The organism is Streptomyces sp. Tu 2975 (assembly GCF_009832925.1).
GTDB lineage: Bacteria > Actinomycetota > Actinomycetes > Streptomycetales > Streptomycetaceae > Streptomyces.
This window is the reverse complement of sequence record NZ_CP047140.1, coordinates 165,471-184,330: the sequence shown is the minus strand read 5'-3', so window position 1 is coordinate 184,330 and position 18,860 is coordinate 165,471. Positions and strand designations below refer to the sequence as shown.

At 72.4% G+C, this 18,860-nt stretch carries 19 protein-coding genes; 11 read left to right on the top strand and 8 right to left on the bottom strand.

The genetic code is table 11. The annotated features are described in order from the left end of the window. Positions 1-140: 140 nt before the first annotated feature. From GLX30_RS00760 to GLX30_RS00750, 3 genes are read right to left on the bottom strand one after another with little or no spacing between them, the layout of a single operon-like run. Positions 141-1,016 (bottom strand): NmrA/HSCARG family protein, encoded by an 876-nt coding sequence (locus GLX30_RS00760; protein WP_159682332.1) that lies wholly within the window; start codon positions 1,014-1,016, stop codon positions 141-143. Beyond that, positions 1,013-1,870, bottom strand: coding sequence for an NAD(P)H-binding protein (locus GLX30_RS00755; protein ID WP_159682330.1), 858 nt, complete (start codon positions 1,868-1,870; stop codon positions 1,013-1,015). The genes GLX30_RS00760 and GLX30_RS00755 overlap by 4 nt, the downstream gene beginning before the upstream one ends. A 3-nt stretch (positions 1,871-1,873) precedes the next feature. Continuing rightward, positions 1,874-2,308 carry an ester cyclase gene (locus GLX30_RS00750; RefSeq protein ID WP_005321817.1) on the bottom strand — a complete coding sequence of 145 codons (435 nt, stop codon included), beginning with the start codon at positions 2,306-2,308 and terminating at the stop codon, positions 1,874-1,876. 193 nt (positions 2,309-2,501) lie between these two features. Here GLX30_RS00750 and GLX30_RS00745 point away from each other — a divergent pair, with 193 nt between their 5' ends. Further along, the gene (locus tag GLX30_RS00745; protein ID WP_159694775.1) at positions 2,502-3,365 is read left to right on the top strand and encodes a methyltransferase domain-containing protein; all 864 of its coding nucleotides are present in this window, start codon (positions 2,502-2,504) and stop codon (positions 3,363-3,365) included. Positions 3,366-3,602: 237 nt separating this feature from the next. On the opposite strand, the gene GLX30_RS00740 is transcribed toward GLX30_RS00745, so the two are convergent. Both GLX30_RS00740 and GLX30_RS00735 read right to left on the bottom strand, forming a co-directional pair. Then, positions 3,603-4,358: an SDR family oxidoreductase gene (locus tag GLX30_RS00740; RefSeq protein WP_167306779.1), complete on the bottom strand. Its 756-nt coding sequence runs from the start codon at positions 4,356-4,358 to the stop codon at positions 3,603-3,605. Positions 4,359-4,365: 7 nt separating this feature from the next. Then, positions 4,366-5,442, bottom strand: a complete 1,077-nt coding sequence (locus GLX30_RS00735) for a serine hydrolase domain-containing protein (protein WP_159682326.1) — start codon at positions 5,440-5,442, stop codon at positions 4,366-4,368. 395 nt (positions 5,443-5,837) lie between these two features. On the opposite strand from GLX30_RS00735, the gene GLX30_RS00730 reads away from it, so the two are divergent. Genes GLX30_RS00730 through GLX30_RS00700 form a run of 7 tightly spaced genes read left to right on the top strand, consistent with a single transcriptional unit; the run spans position 5,838 to position 14,012 of the window. Further along, complete coding sequence (locus tag GLX30_RS00730; protein ID WP_159682324.1) at positions 5,838-7,448, top strand: class I adenylate-forming enzyme family protein; 1,611 nt, start codon at positions 5,838-5,840, stop codon at positions 7,446-7,448. Between the two features lie 47 nt (positions 7,449-7,495). Next, positions 7,496-7,807, top strand: coding sequence for an antibiotic biosynthesis monooxygenase family protein (locus tag GLX30_RS00725; RefSeq protein ID WP_159682322.1), 312 nt, complete (start codon positions 7,496-7,498; stop codon positions 7,805-7,807). After that, complete coding sequence (locus tag GLX30_RS00720; protein ID WP_279632534.1) at positions 7,797-9,578, top strand: FAD-dependent oxidoreductase; 1,782 nt, start codon at positions 7,797-7,799, stop codon at positions 9,576-9,578. Before GLX30_RS00725 ends, GLX30_RS00720 begins: the two co-directional genes overlap by 11 nt. Then, positions 9,575-10,369 (top strand): 3-oxoacyl-ACP reductase FabG, encoded by a 795-nt coding sequence (fabG, locus tag GLX30_RS00715; protein WP_159682320.1) that lies wholly within the window; start codon positions 9,575-9,577, stop codon positions 10,367-10,369. Before GLX30_RS00720 ends, fabG begins: the two co-directional genes overlap by 4 nt. A 16-nt stretch (positions 10,370-10,385) precedes the next feature. After that, positions 10,386-11,342 carry an aromatase/cyclase gene (locus GLX30_RS00710; RefSeq protein ID WP_159682318.1) on the top strand — a complete coding sequence of 319 codons (957 nt, stop codon included), beginning with the start codon at positions 10,386-10,388 and terminating at the stop codon, positions 11,340-11,342. Further along, entirely contained in the window at positions 11,339-13,144 is a 1,806-nt protein-coding gene (locus GLX30_RS00705) for an acyl-CoA dehydrogenase (protein WP_159682316.1), read from the top strand. Before GLX30_RS00710 ends, GLX30_RS00705 begins: the two co-directional genes overlap by 4 nt. Before the next feature lie 52 nt (positions 13,145-13,196). Beyond that, entirely contained in the window at positions 13,197-14,012 is an 816-nt protein-coding gene (locus GLX30_RS00700) for a 4'-phosphopantetheinyl transferase superfamily protein (protein ID WP_159682314.1), read from the top strand. Positions 14,013-14,038: 26 nt separating this feature from the next. Here GLX30_RS00700 and GLX30_RS00695 read toward each other — a convergent pair whose 3' ends face one another. Both GLX30_RS00695 and GLX30_RS00690 read right to left on the bottom strand, forming a co-directional pair. After that, positions 14,039-14,620, bottom strand: coding sequence for an HD domain-containing protein (locus GLX30_RS00695; protein WP_159682312.1), 582 nt, complete (start codon positions 14,618-14,620; stop codon positions 14,039-14,041). Positions 14,621-14,633: 13 nt separating this feature from the next. Beyond that, positions 14,634-15,746, bottom strand: a complete 1,113-nt coding sequence (locus GLX30_RS00690; protein WP_159682310.1) for a helix-turn-helix transcriptional regulator — start codon at positions 15,744-15,746, stop codon at positions 14,634-14,636. A gap of 574 nt (positions 15,747-16,320) precedes the next feature. Between GLX30_RS00690 and GLX30_RS00685 the strand changes: the two genes are divergently transcribed. Both GLX30_RS00685 and GLX30_RS35750 read left to right on the top strand, forming a co-directional pair. After that, positions 16,321-16,824, top strand: coding sequence for a hypothetical protein (locus GLX30_RS00685; RefSeq protein ID WP_159682308.1), 504 nt, complete (start codon positions 16,321-16,323; stop codon positions 16,822-16,824). Between the two features lie 23 nt (positions 16,825-16,847). After that, positions 16,848-16,979, top strand: coding sequence for a hypothetical protein (locus tag GLX30_RS35750; protein WP_279632533.1), 132 nt, complete (start codon positions 16,848-16,850; stop codon positions 16,977-16,979). A gap of 182 nt (positions 16,980-17,161) precedes the next feature. Here the strand turns inward: GLX30_RS35750 and GLX30_RS00680 are convergent, their stop codons facing one another. Then, complete coding sequence (locus GLX30_RS00680; protein WP_159682306.1) at positions 17,162-17,677, bottom strand: hemerythrin domain-containing protein; 516 nt, start codon at positions 17,675-17,677, stop codon at positions 17,162-17,164. A gap of 308 nt (positions 17,678-17,985) precedes the next feature. Here GLX30_RS00680 and GLX30_RS00675 point away from each other — a divergent pair, with 308 nt between their 5' ends. Continuing rightward, positions 17,986-18,762, top strand: coding sequence for a response regulator transcription factor (locus GLX30_RS00675; RefSeq protein ID WP_244257931.1), 777 nt, complete (start codon positions 17,986-17,988; stop codon positions 18,760-18,762). The last annotated feature ends 98 nt before the right edge of the window (positions 18,763-18,860 follow it).

Genomic DNA, 18,860 nt, shown 5'->3' with positions numbered 1-18,860 from the left:
AGTCCTTCCAACACCCCGTCAGGACGCCTTCCGCCTGCCGGGCGTCGGATCAGCCGCCCGAACTCCGGTGCGCCCGGCCGGTCACGCACAAAGGGCCCGGACCGCCGACGCGGTCCGGGTCCTTGCGCTGGCGGGCGTGGTCAGAGGTCCAGGGACTTCAGGTACGCCGCGAACGACAGCAGCCCCGGGTGCTCGGCACGCAGCGCGGGGATGTCCGCCCGGTAGCCGTGCTCCTGGAACCACTCGAACATCAGGGCTATCTCCGGCGCGTTGGGGATGTACGGGTTCGCGGCCACCGCGTCCAGCGGCAGCTCCTCGAACCGGGCCGGCAGGCCCGTCCGCGCGGCGAACGCCTCGGCGACCTCGGTCGCGCTCAGCTCGTCGCCCGCCAGTTCCACCGCACGGCCCACGTACTCCGCGGGCCGCTCGAAGGCCTCGGCGGCGAAGAAGCCGATGTCCTCCACGGCGATGAACTGCACACGGGTGTCCGGCTTCAGCGCCAGCTGCACCACCAGCGTCCCGTCGATGTTCTGCGGACCGTGCGCGGCGAAGTTGTCCATGAAGAACGACGGACGCAGCACCGTCACCGGCACGGACAGCTCCTGCAGATACCGCTCGATGTGCCGCTTGGACTCGAAGTGCGGTACGCCGCTGTGCCGTTCCGCGCCGCCCACCGAGCTGTACACGACATGCGCCACACCGGCGGCCTTCGCCGCCCGCGCCACCGCGCGGCCCTGACGGACCTCGCCGCCCAGGCCCTTGGGCGTCATGAACGTCTGCACGGAGAACACCCCGTGCACACCCTCCATCGCCGAACGCAGCGACGCCTCGTCGTCCAGGTCGCCGCGCACCAGCGTCACGCCCAGGTCGGCCAGCGCGCGGGCCGCCTCGGAGGCCGGGTCGCGCACCAGCGCCGCCACCGTGCGCCCACGGCGCACCAGTTCACGCGCGGTCGCCCCGCCCTGAAGGCCCGTCGCACCGGTCACCAGGACCGTGCCGCCCGCCTCGGCGCTCATGCCGTCACCTTCTCGGCAGCGAACAGCGCCGCGTTCGCCTGCGCCCACGCCCGGTAGCTGCGCGGCTCACGGCCGGTCAGCAGCCGCACCGCCGGCGTCGGCCGGGCCCACGGCACCTCGGGGCTGTGCAGGGCGGCCACATTGGTCACCGCGGCCGGCCGGTCACCGGTGATACCCGCGAAGACCTCCACGACCTCCTCCTGCGGCGCGACGGAGAAGTCCAGCTCACGGCCCAGGACCTCGCCCAGGATGCGGGCCTGCTCCTTGGAGGTCAGCACCTCGGAGCCGGTCAGCACGTACGCCTTGCCCCGGTGGCGCTCGTCGGTGAGCGCGGCCACCGCCGAGGAGGCGATGTCGTACTCGTCGATCGGCGCACCCGGGTTGTTGCCGATCCAGCAGCGCACCGCGCCGCTCTCCCGCACGGTCCTGATCCACCACGAGGTGTTGGCGTGGAACGGGCCGGGCCGCAGGAACGTCGTGTCGACGCCGGACGCGGTGATGGCCTCCTCCGCGGCCCGGTGCTCGTCCGCGATGCCGTGCGGCAGCGGGTGCAGCACGCTCGCCGACGACAGGAACACCAGGTGCCCCACGCCCGACGCGGATGCGGCCGCGGCGACGTTGCGGGCCTCGCCCGCCACATCGCCGGACAGCACCACCAGCGCCGAGCTCACCCCCTGGAACGCGGCGGCCAGCGACGCCGGGTCGGCGGGGGAGCCCGCCACCACCTCGATGCCGGCCGGCAGGTTCGCCTCCTCCGGGGTACGGCTCAGGGCCCGCACCCGGCGGCCCGCCGCGGCGAGCTGCGTGGCGGCCTCACGGCCCACTTTGCCGGTCGCTCCGGTGACGAGAATCATGGCTCAGTCCCTCCAGCCGTTCGGCTCCGGCCACGGCGACCCGAGCTGCCGGTAGGTGCCCTGGTAGTCCGGCCAGTCACGGTGGTCACGGATCTTGCCGTCGACCAGGCGGATCAGATGGATCTGCTCCCCGGAGAAACGGCGCCCGGTCGGCGCCATCCCCACCAGGTTGCCGACATGACGGCCGTACAGGACGAGGTTGGCGCGCACCCAGTCGCCGCGCTCCTCGATGAGGACCTCCTCGAGATACGCCTCCTCGGAGAAGGTCATCTTCAGCCACTTCACGGCCATCGCGAACGAGTCGGGACCACGCAGGTCCATGTGCTCCATCGTCGCCGGATTCAGATAATCCGGGTGGATGAATTCCGCGACGTCATCGGTCTTTCCCGTGTTGTACGCCTCCACCATGCGGCGCACCGCCGCTATATGACTGCTCATCGCATTCCCTTCGCCGGGCGCCCAGCAGAAATTCAGGACACTGGCCGACATTGTGCGGTGGCCGAAGAGGCCGGGCAAGCGGCGAATTGCCGCCGTCGACCGGCTCTCGAACGGTCCTCCACCAGCACCCGGCCGGAAAGCCGCAGCATTCACCGTGAACAGATCCATGCCGCCACCACCCCCGGAGCTGACCGTGGACACCGCGACCACTTACAAGACGAAAGTCACCGCCGCCTTCAACAAGGCCGCGGCGGCCTACGACCGGCTCGGGGTCGAGTTCTTCACCCCCATGGGCCGCCGGCTCGTCGAGCACGCCCGCCCGCAGCCCGGACAGCGGCTCCTCGACGTCGGCTGCGGCCTGGGCGCCACCCTGCTGCCCGCCGCCGCCCAGGTCGGCCCCACCGGCCACGCGCTGGGCATCGACATCGCGGAGGCGATGATCGAACAGGCCGGCCAGGAGGCGCGGCGCCAGGGCATCGACAACGTCGAACTGCGGGTCATGGACGGCGAACACCCCGACCTGCCCGCCCGGTCCTTCGACCTCGTCATGGGCAGCTACAGCGTCATCTTCCTGCCCGACGCCCGTGCCGCTCTCGCCCGCTACGCCGGCCTGCTGCGCGACGGCGGCCGGATCGCCTTCACCAGCCCGGTCTTCAGCAAGGACGAATTCCCCTTCCTGCCACCGCTGTTCAGCCGCTGGATCCCCATGTCGCTGCTCCAGCACCTGCCGCCCGCCTGGCACCCCGAGCAACTGCGGCGCCAGCTGCACTCCTGGCTCGAGGACCCCGCCGACCTCGAAGCCGCCCTGCGGCAGGCCGGATTCACCGACCCCGTCATCACCGACGAGGTGGTGGAGATGACCGCCGCGAGCGGTGAGGACTGGGTCGAGTGGTCCCACACGCAGGGCATGCGGTTGCTGTGGCAGCACCTGCCCGCCGACGAGGCCGCCGCACTGCGCGCCCGCCTGACCGGTGAACTCGACGCCCTGCGCGATGCCGACGGTCTCATCCGCATCGACGTACCGGTCCGCTACGTCACCGCCACCGTCGCCCGCTGACCACAGCCCGCAGCCCGGCCCGCCCGGGCCCGGGCAGAGCCGAGCGCCGGCGGTCCGCCCGCACCGCCGGCGGTCCGCCCGTACGGCCCGTGGACCGGGCACACGGCGGCCCGACCGGACGCACCGCCGGCGGTCCCCTCGCAGGGGCCCGTGGACCGGACACTCGGCAGCCGGAGCGCACCGGAAGCGGCCCCCGGGGAAAACCCCGGGGGCCGCTTCCAGTGCGCGCGGCGGGTGTCAGGTCACCGACAGCGCACCGTCCACCGCCACGACCGTGCCGTTGGCGTACGCGGCCTCCGGCCGGGTCAACTGCACGATCCACCAGGCGATGTCCTCCGGCCGGCCGACCCGGCCCGCCGGGATCCGCTCCGCCATCTGCACGAGGAACGCCTCGTACGCCTCCGTCGGCATCCCGGCCCGCACCCCCACACCGGTGTCCACGACACCGGGCGCGATACCGACCGAGCGGATGCCGCGCGGCGCGAGCTCGACGGCCCAGGTGCGGGTCAGGAAGTCGAGCGCCACCTTCGCCATCCCGTACACCGAGTTCTCCGGCCAGGCACGGCGGCCCAGCGATCCCGCCGAGCTGACGTTCACCACGACACCGCCGGCGGCCTCGAGGGCGTCCAGGGCAGCCTGCGTCAAAAAGACCGGCGCGAGCAGATTCGTGCCCAACTGCGCCCTTACCGAATCGCGTTCCAAACCGTCCAGGGACGCGAATCCGGTGACCGCCGCATTGTTCACGAGAACATCGAGACGGCCGAATTCCTCGAGCGCCGTCCGGACAATGAGGCCGGGCGCATCGTGGTCGTGGACATCGGCGACCAGAATACGAATCCGGTCGTGCCCGTCCGCTGTTTCCTTCAGCGTCGATTCACTGCGTCCGACAATGAGCACATGCGCACCGTCGTCCGCGAAAGCGCGGGCCGTGGCGGCGCCGATTCCCGTGCCGCCGCCGGTGACGACGACCGATTTCCTCACCTGGTCCGTCATCGCGGCCTCAGGAGCACAGGGCGGTGTTGACACCGCGGATGACGGCCTGCTCGGCCTCCGGGCCGAAGTCCTTGTCGCCGATCGTGAACGACAGCTGCACCCGGGCGGACCGGTCGCGGGTGGTGGCCGCGAACGTGGCGTAGCCGGGGATGCCGGCGCCGTGGCCCCACAGGTCCAGGTCGTCGTCGTTCTCCAGCTTCATGATGCCCAGGCCGTAGCCGATGCCCATCGGCAGGTTCTCGATCATCTCCGGCGGCAGCGGCGTCGTCATCTCGGTGAACTCCGGCTCGTTCAGCAGCTCCCCGCCGAACAGGGCGCAGAAGAACCGGTCCAGGTCCGCGGTGGTGGAGATGATCTCGCCCGCGCAGCCCGCCTCCGAGGGGTTCATCAGCGTCACGTCGACCGGCTCGCCGCCGATCTGCATGTAGCCGCGGGCGTGCGGCCCGGGGATGTTCGGGTCGTCGCCCGGCAGCGTCGTCTCCGTCAGCCCCAGCGGCTCGAGGACCCGCTCGGTGATCTCCTCGCGGTAGGAGCGGCCGGTGATCTTCTTGATGAGCAGGCCGACGATGAAGTAGTTCGTGTTGCAGTACGCGAACTTCGTGCCCGGCTCGAACTCCAGCGGCTTGGCCGCCGCGATGGCGATCAGGTCCTCGGGCTCGTAGTGCTTGTAGCGGTCGCGCAGGAACCGGTCACCCGGCTTCTGGAACGAGTCCATGTAGTTGTACAGGCCGCTGGTGTGCTGCATCAGGTTCCGTACGGTGATCTTCTCGCCGTACGGCAGCAGCCCCGGCAGATAGCTCTCCACACTCCGGTCCAGGTCCAGGCGGCCCTCGGCGACCAGCTGCAGCACCACCACGGCCACGAACGGCTTGGTGATGCACGAGATACGGAACCGGCCGTCCGCCGGAACCGGCCGGTCCGAGCCCAGCTCCGCGATCCCGGAGGTGACGACGAAGGAGTTGTCCCCCCGGGTGACCCGGAACTGCACACCGGCCGCACCGGCCTGGACCAGCCGGTCCGCCGCGCCCTGCACGGCCTGCTGAAGAGCCGAGACCTCCGGCCGGTCGATCGTCGTCTGCGTCATGCGTGAAAACCCCCATCGGGTGGCGAATCGGTCCGTACACAGGGCCCGGGGAGAGTCCACGACGCGGCGCCGTCCGCCACGACGGGCGGCATGCGGCGACAGGACCCAGGTCCGTACGGCAATGACGTACGCGGCCCAACGTGGCCGCCCGCGATGGAGGCTTGCCCGCACGCCGCTGGAGCATTGCTCGCGCACCTGGCCCGCCCCCGCCCCCGGCCCCCCGCTCCGCCGCCCGTCCGCGCCCCGCCGAGAGACCGTCGAGCGGACTTCCACGGCTTCTCGAGTGCGGCCGCACAGCGTGGCACCCGACACCCGACCGGTGCCTGCCAGCACTGGTGCCCCTCCCGGCATGCACAGCCGGTCGCGGCATCAGCCACCCGGAGGAGGACCACGCCGTGCCGCGCTTCACGCATCCGGAACTGCCCCTGGACGGACTGCTGCGCCAGGCCGCCGTGCGGGACCCCGACGGCACCGCGCTGACCTGCGGGCAGCACACCTTCACCTACGCCGAACTCGACGCCCGCGCCGACCGCGTCGCCCACTACCTGCTGTCCGCCGCCGGCCGGCCAGGTGCCACCGTCGGCGTGGCGAACACCCTCGACCCGGCGTTCGCCGCCACCTACTACGGCACCAGCCGCAGCGGCCGCACCATCGCCCTGGTCAACCCGCTCATCGGTGAGGCGGCGCTGCGGCACGTGTTCACCGCCGCCGCCGTCGAGATCGCGTTCGTGCCCTGCGCCACCGCCGAACTGCTCACCAAGATGCGCGAGCAACTGCCCCTCCTGCACACCGTCGTCGTCACCGACGCCGACGACGGCGTGGTCCCCGCCGACGCGCTGCCCCTCCACGTGGCCCTGGACGGTGCCGCCGACGGGCCCGCCGGACCCGCCCACGGACCCGCCGACCTGTCGTCGACCGTGTGCGTGCAGTTCACCACCGGCACCACCGGCCGCCCCAAGGGCGTGCGCCTGACCCACCGCAACCTGGTCGCCAACGCCCACCAGATCGCCCTCGCCCACCGCCTCGGCCCGGCGTCCGTCACCCTCAACCACCTGCCGCTGTTCCACGTGATGCACCTCAACTCGGCCGTGTGCGCCGGTGCCGCGCAGGTGCTGTGCCAGCACGGCGACCCCCTCGCCTCCCTCGCCCTGGCCGCCCGCACGGGCGCCACCCACTACTACGGGCTCCCCGCCCGCCTCCACCGTCTCGCCGCCGACCCCCGGCTGACCGCCTCCCCGCAGGCCGTCCCCGCCCTGCCGCGGCTCACCGCCGTCATGTCCGGCGGCACCGCCCTCGCGCCCGCCGCCGCCCGCCGGCTGAGCCAACTGCTCGGCGTCCCCGTCGTCCAGGGCTACGGCATGGCCGAACTCTCCCCGCTGTCCCACAACCAGCGCCTCGACGACACCCGCCCCGGCGCCGTCGGCCACCCCCTGCCCGGCACCGAGAGCCGCATCGTCGGCCTCGACTCCCGTGAACCGGCCGACGTGTGGGCCACCGGCGAAGTACAGGTCCGCGGACCGCAGGTGATGGCCGGCTACCTCGACGACGACGAACCCTCCCGCATCGACGCTGACGGCTGGTTCTCCACCGGCGACATCGGCTACCAGGACACCGACGGCGTCCTGCACCTCGTCGACCGGCTCGGCGACGTCTTCAAGTACGACAACGAACTCGTCTCACCGACCGCCGTAGAACGGATCATCGCCGACGACCCCCGCGTCGCCGAATGCGTCGTCGTCGGCTGGCCCGACGCCGTGCACGGCGCCGTCGTATGGGCCGGCATCGTCCTGCGCGAGACCCCCGGCCCCCCGCGGCACGCGGCCCACGCCGTCCTCGACGTCCTCGACGCGATCACCGAGAAGGCCAACTCCCGGCTCGCCCACTTCGAACGCATCCGCCGCGTCGAAGCCCTCGACACCGTCCCGCGCACCCCCACCGGCAAACCACGCCGCCAGGAACTGCGCCGCCGGCTGCGCGACCGCGCCGCCGCAGAAGCCGCCGCCTGACCCCCGCCCACACCGGCCGGGGGCCCCTTCCCGCCAGGAGACGACCCATGGTGACCTTCGTCAACAAGCTGACCGTGCACGGCGACCACGACGCCTTCCTCGCCGTCCGCGCCCGCCTCACCGCCTACATGTCCGCCCGGCCCGGCTACGTCAGCCACCAGAACCTGCGCGCCCTCGGCGCCGGGAACGTGCACCTCGAGATCGCCGTCTGGGACAGCGCCGACGCCCACCGCGCCGCCGTCAGCAGCGACGGCTTCCGCGCCATCGTCGCCGACCTCAAGCCACTGGTGACCGCCGAACCCGCCATGTACGAGACCGAGGACGCCACCGCCCCGCTGGAGGCGGCCGGTGTCCGATGACCGCCGGCCCGACGTCCTGGTCGCCGGCGCCGGCCCGGTCGGCCTGACCGCCGCCCACGAACTGGCCCGCCGCGGCCTGCGCGTCCGCCTCGTCGACGCCGCCACCGGCCCCGCCCGCACCAGCCGCGCCGTCGCCGTCCACCCGCGCACCCTGGAAACCCTCGACCAGATGGGCACCGCCACGCCCGTCATCGAAGCCGGCCGCAAGAACCGGGCGTTCACCATGTTCGCCTCCGGCCGCCGGCTGGTGCGCCTGGAGGCCGACTACCGCAGCATGCCCACCCGCCACCCCTACACCGTGATCATCGAGCAGACCCGCACCGAGGCCGTCCTGCGCGACGCCGTCGCCCGGCTCGGCGTCGAGATCGAATGGGGCGTACGGCTCACCGGCCTCTCCCAGGACACCACCACCGTACGAGCCACCCTGCGGCACGCCGACGGCACCGAGGAGACCTGCGAGACACCCTGGCTGGTCGGCTGCGACGGCGGCCACAGCACCGTACGCAAACAGCTCGGCCTGCCCCTCATCGGCGAGAGCCGCGACACCTGGCTGCTGGCCGACGCCCCCGTACGCACCGACCTCGAACCCGACAGCATCTACTGGGTCCACACCGGCAAACAGGCCCTGATGATGGTGCCCTACGCCCGCCCGGGACACTGGCGGCTGCTGGACACCGCCCCCGAAGCCCCCGACGCGGCCGGCGCCGCCGAACGGATCGCCGCCCGCCTCACCACCGGCCTCGGCCACCAGGTCCACGTCGGCGACCCCGAATGGGTCTCCGTCTTCACCTTCCAGCAGCGCATGGTGCCCCGCATGCACCAAGGCCGCGTCCTCGTCGCCGGCGACGCCGCCCACGTGCACAGCCCCGCCTCCGGACAGGGCATGAACACCGGCATCCAAGAGGCCTACAACCTCGCCTGGAAACTCGCCATGGTCCACCAGGGCCACGCCCGCCCGGCGCTCCTGGACACCTACAGCACCGAACGCGTCCCCATCGGCAGGCAACTGCTCGGCTCCACCCGCACCGCCACCTTCCTCGTCCAGCTCAAGAACGCCCTCGCCTCCCTCGCCCTGCCCGCCGTCTTCACCGTCGTGCGCAACCTGCCCCCGCTGCGCCGCGCCATCCAGCGCAAGGTCCTCGGCGGCATGTCCGGACTGCGCATCGACTACGCCGACAGCCCGCTCACCACCGGCGCCGGCCCCGAACCCGTCCCCGTCGCCGCGCCCGTCGCCGCGCCCGTCTTCGTACCAAGGCGCCGCCACGTGCCCGCCCCCGGCGAACGCACCGCCACCGCCACCGCCCGCGAGCCCGCCTCACCCGGCCCGCGCGCCTTCGCCGACGAACTGCGCGACGTGCGCTGGACCCTGCTCGTCGCCCCCGGCGCCCACACCCCGGCCGGCACCCCCGTACGCACCGCGACCGACGCCGCCGCCCGCCACGGCGCCTGGCTGTCGGTACGCACCGTCGGCGACACCACCGCCCCCGGCCCCCGCCTCCTGCCCGACCCCGACGGCGCGCTGCGCCGCGCCCTGGGCCTCTCCTCCGGCGCCTGGGCGCTCATCCGCCCCGACGGCTACCTCGCCGCCCACGGCGGCCTGCTCACCCCCCGCGCCCTCGACGACGCCCTGCGCCCGCTGTCCCTGACGGCACCGCACCCGCCCCACAGCACACCTGAGGCCGTTCTCGAGCGGGCCTCGTCCGGCCGTCGAGCCGCCCAGGACACCGTCGACAGCACCGTCGGCGCACCGCACAAGGAGGCACAACGATGACCGCACCGTCGCCGGCGACCCCGCCGGTCGCCCTGGTCACCGGAGCCACCAGCGGCATCGGCCTCGCCGTCGCCCGCGACCTCGGCCGCCGCGGCCACCGCGTCTTCATCTGCGCCCGCACCGCCCAAGAGGTCAAACAGACCGTCGAGGACCTCCGCGACGAAGGCCTGGAGGCCGAGGGCGCCGCCGCCGACGTCCGCTGCCGCGACTCCGTGGCCACCCTGGTACGCACCGTCCTGGACACCTACGGACCCGTCACCGTCCTCGTCAACAACGTCGGACGCAGCGGCGGCGGACCCACCGCCGACATCGCCGACGAACTCTGGTACGACGTCATCGACACCAACCTCAACAGCGTCTTCCTGCTGACCCGCGAAGTCCTCAAGAACGGCGGCCTCGCCGACGCCACCTGGGGCCGCATCATCAACATCGCCTCCACCGCGGGAAAGCAAGGCGTCCTGCTCGGCGCCCCCTACTCTGCCTCCAAGCACGGCGTCGTCGGCTTCACCAAAGCCCTCGGCAAGGAACTCGCCCCCGCCGGCATCACCGTCAACGCGGTCTGCCCCGGCTACGTCGAGACCCCCCTCGCCGAACGCGTCCGCCAGGGCTACGCCGCCGCATGGGACACCACGGAGCAATACGTACAGGAACAGTTCGAGGCCAAGATCCCCCTCGGCCGCTACACCACCCCCGAAGAAGTGGCCGCCCTCGTCGGCTACCTCACCACCGAACACGCCGCCTCCATCACCGCCCAGGCACTCAACGTCTGCGGCGGCCTGGGCAACGTCTGAAGAAGGAAGAGAAAAGATGTCCGCTGAGCGAGTGCACGCAACGACGCACGAGGTGAACGTGGCCGCGCCCGCCGGCGTGGTCTACGGCCTGATCTCCGACGCCGTCCAGTGGCCGCTGTTCTTCCCGCCCAACGTCCACGTGGAACGCCTGGAGTTCGACGGCGACAGCGAACGCCTGCGCATGTGGGCCACCGCCAACGGACAGGTCAAGTCCTGGACCTCCCGCCGCGTCCTGGACCCCGCCCGGCGCCGCATCGAGTTCCGTCAGGAACTGCCCGCCTCCCCGGTCCAGTCCATGGGCGGCACCTGGATCGTCGAACCCCTGGACGCGAACCGGTCCAAGCTCACCCTGCTGCACGACTTCACCGTCGCCGGCGACAACGCCGACGACGTCGCCTGGGTCGAACGCGCCACCGACACCAACAGCCGCGCCGAACTGGCCAACCTGAGCCGGCTCGCCGAACGCTGGTCCCAACTCGACGACCTGGTCATGTCCTTCGAGGACTCCGTCCGCGTCAACGGCCCCGCCGAACTCGTCTACGACTTCCTCTACCGGGTGGCGGACTGGCCCCAGCTCGTCCCGCACGTCTCCCGCCTGGACCTCACCGAGGACCAGCCCGGCGTACAGGTCATGGCCATGGACACCGTCACCGCCGACGGCTCCACCCACACCACCGAGTCCGTCCGCGTCTGCTTCCCCCACGCCGGCCGCATCGTCTACAAGCAGACCGCCACCCCGCTGCTGATGTCCGCCCACACCGGCGAATGGTCCGTCGTCCCCGACGAGACCGGCGTCACCGTCACCTCCCAGCACAGCGTCGTCCTGCGCCCCGAGAACATCGAACCCGTCCTCGGCCCGGACGCCGACGTGCAGAGCGCCCGCCGCTACGTCCGCGAGGCCCTGGGCCGCAACAGCGGCACCACCCTCGCCCTCGCCAAGAAGCACGCCGAGAGCGCGGTCCGGGTCCTGTGACCACACCCGTGACCGCGCCCGCCCCGGCAGCGGCCGCCCACCGCCCGAGCACCCCGGGGCCCGCAACGGGCCCCGGGGCGCCCGGCGGTGTTCCGCCCGGCGACGCCGCCGAGCGGGCCGCCTGGCTGGAGAACCTCCTCGGCGACCCCGACGACCCGCACAACCCGCACGGCTACAAACCCCTCCTGGACGCCGACGACCGCCGCGAGGCCCCCGCCGCCACCGAAGCGCTGCTCACCGAGGCCGGACTCACCGCCGAATTCGTCCCCCACGAACTCGGCGGCCGCCTGATCCGCCCCGACCTCCTCGCCCAGGTCCTGCGCCCCCTCTTCCGCCGCGACGTCGCCCTCGGCTTCGGCCACGGCATCACCTCGCTGTTCGGCGCCTCCGCCGTCTGGGCGGCCGGCGACACCGCACAGCGGGAAGCGACCGCCCGCGTGCTCCTGGCCGGCGGCCGCACCCCGATCGTCCACCACGAACTCGCCCACGCCAACGCCATCCTGCGCGACGAGTTCACCGCACGGCCCACCCCCGACGGCGGCTTCGTCCTGTCCGGACGCAAGGACGTCGTCATCAACGCCGACCGGGCCGACGCCTACGTCATGTACGCCCGGACCGCGGCCTCGAGCGGCCCACGAAGCCACTCCGTGCTGCTGCTCGACCCCGAGCAGCTGCCGCCCGGCGGCCTGCGCCGGCTGCCGCGCGCCCTAACCCCTGGTATGCGCGGCAGCCGCTTCGCGGGCCTTCGGTTCACCGACTGCCCCGCCGGGCCCGACACCCTCGTCGGCGACCTCGGCGACGGCGTCCCCCTCGCCCTGCGCACCTACCAGGTCAACCGCTGCCTCATCCCCGCCACCGTCGTCGCCGGCGTCGACAGCGTCCTGCGCTTCGCCGTCCGCGCCGCCACCACCGGACGGCCCGCCGGCGTCCCGCCCCGCCGCTGGCACACCGTGCTCACCGGCGTCTTCACCGACCTCCTCGCCTGCGACAGCATGGCCGTCACCGGACTGCGCGCCCTGAGCCTGCTGCCCGACAGCTCCCACCTGCTCGCCGCCGCCGTCAAGATGACCATGCCCGACCTGCTCCGCGAGGACCTCGAGGAACTCTCCACCGTCCTCGGCGCGCACGGCTACGACCGCGGCCCCCGCTACGGCGGCTTCCAAAAACTCGTCCGCGACCTGCCCGTCGCCGGACTCGGCCACGCCGGCACCGCCGCCTGCCAGGCCGTCATCGTGCCCCAACTGCCCACCCTCGCCCGCCGCTCCTGGTTCCGCACCGACGAACCGGCCGGCCGGCTGTTCCTGCCCCGGGCGCCGCTGCCCGCGTTCGACTACCGCGCCCTCACCCTCACCGGCAGCGACGACGTCCTGACCGCGTCCCTCATCGGCACCGCGGAACGCCTCGCCCCCCTGCGCGCCACCTCGGACGCCTGGGCCGCCCTCGCCGACCTCGCCGACGCGTTCGTCCAGGAGATGCGCGCCCTGCGCGAACAGTGCGCCGCCCTCCCCGGCATCACCCACGCCGCGCTCGTCGACCCCCGCGTCTGCGCACTGGCCGACCGCTACGCCCTGGTCCTGGCCGCCGCCGCCTGCCTGGGCGTGTGGCAGGGCCAGGACGGCACCGGCACCTTCCTGTCCGATCCGGCCTGGGCCGTCCTCGCTCTCACCCGCATCGGCCGCAGGCTCGGCGTCCCGGTGCCCGACCTCCCCGAGAACACCACCAAAGCGGTCCTCGAAGAGGTGCTCGCGCGCTACCGGGACCACCGCAGCTTCGACCTGTACGACACACAGCTCGCCGGCTAGCAGGCCGGCCAGGGGCGGGGCCGGCGCGGCCGGCCTTCGGGAGGGGACAGCGATGGACGAGCAGAGGATCAGCACACCGATCCACGTGCCGCGGCCCGCCGGGCCGTGGCAGGGCGTGCACGAGAACCTGACCCGGCTGGGCAACGCGGTCGTGCACACAACCTGGGGCGAATGGCTGCCCGCCGCACTCACCGCCCCCCGCCTGCGCCGGCTGCTGGGCCGCGACTGGACCCGCTACCGCCGCATCCCCGACCCGACGGTGCGCTACCGCTTCGTCGCCGCCCGGCTGCTGATGAAACACACCGCGGCCGCGGCCCTGCGCGTCGACCCCGAGACCCTCGACCTCGCCTACCGCCTCGGTGGCCGCCCCTACCTGCGCGGCTTCGACCAGATCGACCTGAGCCTGACCCACACCGGCGACCTGATGGCCGTCGGCCTCAGCCGCCACGGCCGCATCGGCGTCGACGCCGAACCGGCCGACCGCCGCATGCGGTTCGACCTCCTCCAGGCGCAGATGTGCACCCCCACGGAGGCCGCCGAACTCGCCCCGCTGCCCGAGCACGAACAGACCGCCCAGACCCTGCGCCTGTGGACCCTCAAAGAGGCCTACACCAAGGCCCTCGGCCAGGGCATGCGCCTGGGCTTCACCGAGTTCGGCTTCGGCCTGCGCAGCGGCCGCCTGCTGGCCCCCGACGGCACACCCGCCACCCGCGGCGAATGGGCCTTCGCCACCCACCCCGCCCTCGGCCGCCGCTACCTGCTCTCCGTCGCCTGCCACGACGCCGGCCTCGACCCGGCCGCCGACACCTCGGCCGGCACCATGCTCGATCCCGGCTTCCTCGCGGCGATGGCGGACCACCAGCCCTGACCGGGCCCGGCAAGGTGGCTGCGACGTCAGGCCTGCTTCTCACCCAGGGCCGTGCGCAGCCAGTCCAGCGATCCCTGGGAGAGGAGCTCGTCGGCAAGACGCTGCCCCGTCTCCGTCACGATCCGGCCGCGGCTGTTGTCGATCCAACGCTGGGCGTTCTCATAGCCCTGCGCCTTGTACTCGATGCCCTGGAGCATGCACTCCAGCTTGTCCGCATCCCGCGCGCAGACCGCCTCACGCGATTCCTTGGCCTCGTACTCCGCGACCAGTTCGCGTACCGCCGCGGCCAGCACGTCTGGCATAGCCGCCACCTGATCGGCCGTGACAGCCTGCGGGTCGGCCTCGGTCGAGTACTTCTTCCCCAGGTAGTTCACGTCCCCGGTGCGCGTCTCCTGAGTGTCGTGCCACACCGCGAGGTACGCGGCGCGCGCCGGGTCGGCACCTTCCAACGTGGCGATCACCGAGGCGATGAGCGACGTCCGCCAGGAGTGCTCGGCGACGCTCTCCGGGTCCCGCACGCCGGCCATCCACCATCCGGTCCGCCGGGCGTGCTTCAGCGTCCCCGCCTCGTACAGGAAGTGCGCCACCGCGGACAGGTCGTCAGCCACCGCTCGTCTCCTCTCACGCCTCGGAGAGGCGGATCGCGTACCGGATGCTCTCCAACTCTCGGCGAGCGCGCGCCGACAGCTCCCGGCTATCCAACATCACCGGGATCCGGTCGCGTAACTCTTGCCCCGCGGCGTTGGGGCGGAGGACGCCTGGGCGCGTGGCGAGGAGAGCCCATAGCGTGTGGACGTTGAGGTCGAAGAACCCGTGTTCGGGAGTCAGGCCGCGCACGAGATGGTGCATGAGCTTGTCGCCAGGCCGGTTTCGCGGGTCCTCGGTGGCGATGAAGTGATCGGAGAGCTGTACGTGCGGTGCTTCGCCGATCCAGTACGCCCAGTAGTTGAGGTTGGCCGCTTCACCGGCATCGTCGCCGTCGAGGGTGCTCAGGAAGTGGGCCATGCGGTCCCGGTCGCCTTGCCTGGCGGCCACCGCGGCGACAGACCGGGCGTTGAGCCACTGAGTCAGCCAGTCGTCGGGTCGCTGGGTGCGCTGCTGGTGAGCCAGCCAGTCGGAGGTGTCCGTGGCGGAGTCGTACCCGGCCAGGTAGAGGGCCTGGCGGCGGAGCAGGAACTGGTCACTGCCACGCGCAGTCTCGGCGGTGCGTCGCATGCGAGCGAAGAACTGCCGGCGGTGGGCCGCAGGAAGTTCGGGACCCTTGGGTACGGGGCCTCGCCGGGGCCGCGGCGGCCTGGGGAGGTTCCGTAAGGACGCGGGCGGCACTCCGTTGAGCGGCCAAGCGAGCACTTCGACGAGGTCGCGCTGCATCACCCAAGCACCGATCGGGTCGCCATCGGTCGGCGTGTCGTCGTCCAAAGCGCTGGAAAGCAGCACGTCGGCTTCCATGGCCCGTTCCAGGGCCGGGAGCAGCGCGGGCCCCGCACCGAGTCGAAGCAGGCGATGGCGGTGCACAAGCATCTGCCCGACCGGGACGGAAGTGAGGGGCCGACGCCCGGACTCCCATCCGGCGAGAGTGTCGGCTGCCACGCGCAGGTGCTCGGCGAGCGCCTCCTGGGTGTGCCCGAGCTGTTCGCGAATGAGTCGCAGCACGTACCCGGAGACGATGCCGCCGCGGCTGCGATAAAGGCTTCCCTGACCGTCAGTCAGGGTGGATCGCTGGCTGTTCCCCATGGCGCTTCCCCTTGGCACATCGGTCCTCGCCGGTACCCGTACCCGCGGTCACTACTTCCTGCCGTGTCCGCTTTCTACCGTCGTAGTCAATAACGGTGAGCAACTGAAGCCTATTAGAAAGGCACCTACGTGAACGCCCATGTGCGCCCGGCGTCCCGTCGCCCCGTGTCTGTCCCCTCGCTCGACCTCCTGTCGCAGGGACAACAGCGGGGCGTGGACTGCGTCTTCTGCGGCATCACCTTGACGCCGGCCACCGCAGTCGACCTTGGTCCCCGCCGGATGCGGATCGCCGACTACCCGACCCGCTGGTTCCCCCGTGCCTGCCGCCGCCACGCAAAGGGGAGGGCGTCATGATCTGTGCCCGCTGCGACCGGCCGATCCTGCCCGGCGAGGACTACGAAGTGGCCGACAAACCGTCCGGCTCCGGATGCGGTACCACGGTCCACCTGCACCGAACCTGCCCCACGCGCCGCTGACAGCGGCTACATCGACTCCCGCCCCGGCCGAACGCATCCGGCCAGGAAACCCGGCCGGAGCGGGTCCATCCCCATCCACATGAGCAGAGGAGATCACCGTGAGCGTACCTCCGCGGCCACCCGTACCCGACCCGCCCGGCACCCCCGTTCCCGTCGTGCGGGAGCTGATCGGCGGCCACTTCGGCAACGTCCGCAGGACCGTTCTCGACGCCAACCCCCATATGTCCGAGGACATGGCCGGCCGGATCGTCGACGAGGGCATCAAGTTCGTCGCCGCCTGCGCGCAGAACCCGGACGTCGGCATGGCCCCGTCCCGGGTGGTCGACGAGGGGTGGCACGCGCTGCTCCTGCACTCAGCCCTGTACGGGGAGCTGTGCGACCGGTTCGGCTCGTTCGTGCACCACTATCCGGGCTGGGACCCGAGTCACTACGACCCGGCGATCCTGGACCGCACCCGGGAGCTGATCGCTCGCGCCGGGTTCGACATCGATCCGGACCTGTGGGGGCCGCCCGGCGAGGGCTTCCCCGCCTCGGTGTCGGCGAAGTGCCAGCACGCGCCGAACTGCGCGATCCGCCCGATGCCGAAGCCCGAGTGGCCCTAGCCTGAAGGCAGGAGGTGACCCGCATGTCACAGGAGTGGATCGATCCGCGGTACGCCGAACTGGTGAAGGCATGGCAGCGAGCGCAGGAACCGCCGTCGCGTGACCCGGAAGAGCCGCGGCCGGTGCGCGGCTTCATCCTCCCGCCCAAGCGCTGAAGCCCCTACAGCCCCGGCTCGGCTGCCTCTTGGCAGCCGAGCGCCGGGCTACTTCTCGCGGCGAGGGCACCAGCCCTGACCCCGCCTGACCCTGCCCGGCCCCGGTCGGGCACGAGGCCGGCCGGAACGGGGCCGTCCGGGCGGAGACGACACACGTGCCCGGCCCCCGCCCGGCGCCCGTCTCAGTCCTGCTCGGCCACGTCCTGGATGACGTCCTGGAGGACGACGCCGCCCGGCAGCTCGGACAGGTCGTTCAGGGCCGCGACGATCTTCTTCTCCTCGTAGACGAAATGGGACTCCAACAGGGCCGCCAGACCGTCCAGTTCCTTGCGTACCTCCTGTGCGGGCAGCGCGCCCTCACCGGTGCCCAGGCCGCCCAGCAGCTCCTCGATGCGGCGCAGGATGTCCGCCACCGTGTGGTGGTCGTTCTCCAGCTCCTCCAGCACCGGACGCAGTTCCGGGAACTGCTCGGCCAGCGCGGGGAAGGCCGAGTCGTCCTCCTCGGTGTGGTGGCGGCGCACCGCGGAGCAGAACGTCAGACAGTGGGCCCGCAGCTCCCGTGGCCGCTCGCCGCCCTCAAGGAAGGCGTCGACGTCGTCGGCGAGCCGCGCCAGTTCCTCGCGCAGCCACAGATGGACCGCGATCAGCTGGTTGCCGAATGCCGCGAGCCGGTCGTTCGGACCGGTGAATGTTCCCATGCTCGTCCCAATGCCCCTCGTCGTGAAGCGTGATATCAGCACCGCCCGCCGAGCCCGGTCAACTCGGCCCCGCCCGCCGGGCCCGGTCAACTCGGCCCCGCCCTCCGGGCCCGGTGCCTCGAGCGGCCCTCGGGCGGGCCTCGAGCGGTTTTTGCCGGTCCCCGGCCCGCGGCCGGCGCGGCGCGGCTTCGCGCTCCGGAACAGCTCAGCGCCCTCTCGAAGCCGGCTGGAGAAGCACGGGCCGCCCCGCCGGCGGCGGATAGCGTGATCGTGCTTGACGACCACAAGTGCGGCACAAGGGGCGGGTCATGACGGATGCAGGAACCGGCCTCGGCCGGACGGCGCCCGCGCACGGCGGCAAGGGCTCCGTGCTGCGCATGCTGCCCGGCGGGGCGACCGCCGCCCCCGGAGTGCGGCTGTTCCTCGTCGGCGGCGACGCGCTCGCCCGGGCCGGTATCCGCTCCCTGCTCGACGGGCAGGGCGGCATCAGCGTCATAGGGGAGGACGAGCCGGGCCCGCGTGCCCTGGCCGCGCTGCGGGCCCAGGCGCCCGACGTGCTCGTCGTCCACGGGTTGCGCGAGGCGCACGAGTCCGACGCGCTGCTGCGCGAGATCGACCCCGGCATACGGGTGCTGACGGTCGGCGGGGCAGAGCCCCAGGGCCGGACCGCGGCCGTCCTGCACGGACATCTGCCCCACTCCACCACCTCGCAGCAGTTGGCCGCCGCCGTCTCCCTGGCCGCCGCCGGCTACTCGCTGACCCGCGGCCCGCTGCCGCCCACCGCCCCGGAACCCGCCCCGGCACCCGCCACCACCGCGCCCGCCGCGCCCGCCGCCCCGCCGGAGAAGGCCGCGCCCCGGCCCCGGGCTGCCACCGTCTCCGACGTGCCGCCCGAGCACCTCACCGGCCGCGAGTGCCAGATCCTCGACCTGGTGGCCCGCGGACTGTCCAACATCGAGATCGCCCAGTCGCTCACGCTGTCCGAACACACCGTCAAGACCCACGTGCAGAACCTGCTGAACAAGCTGCGGCTGCGCAACCGCGTGCATGTGGCCATCTACGCCTTCGAGACCGGGCTGCGCTGACACCCAACGCCGGCACATCAGGAGCGGGTCAGCGCCCCGTCAACCCCTCCCGCGAGGCTGAGCGGGATTCTCGCCGCCCAGCCGCGGACGGCCCGGAC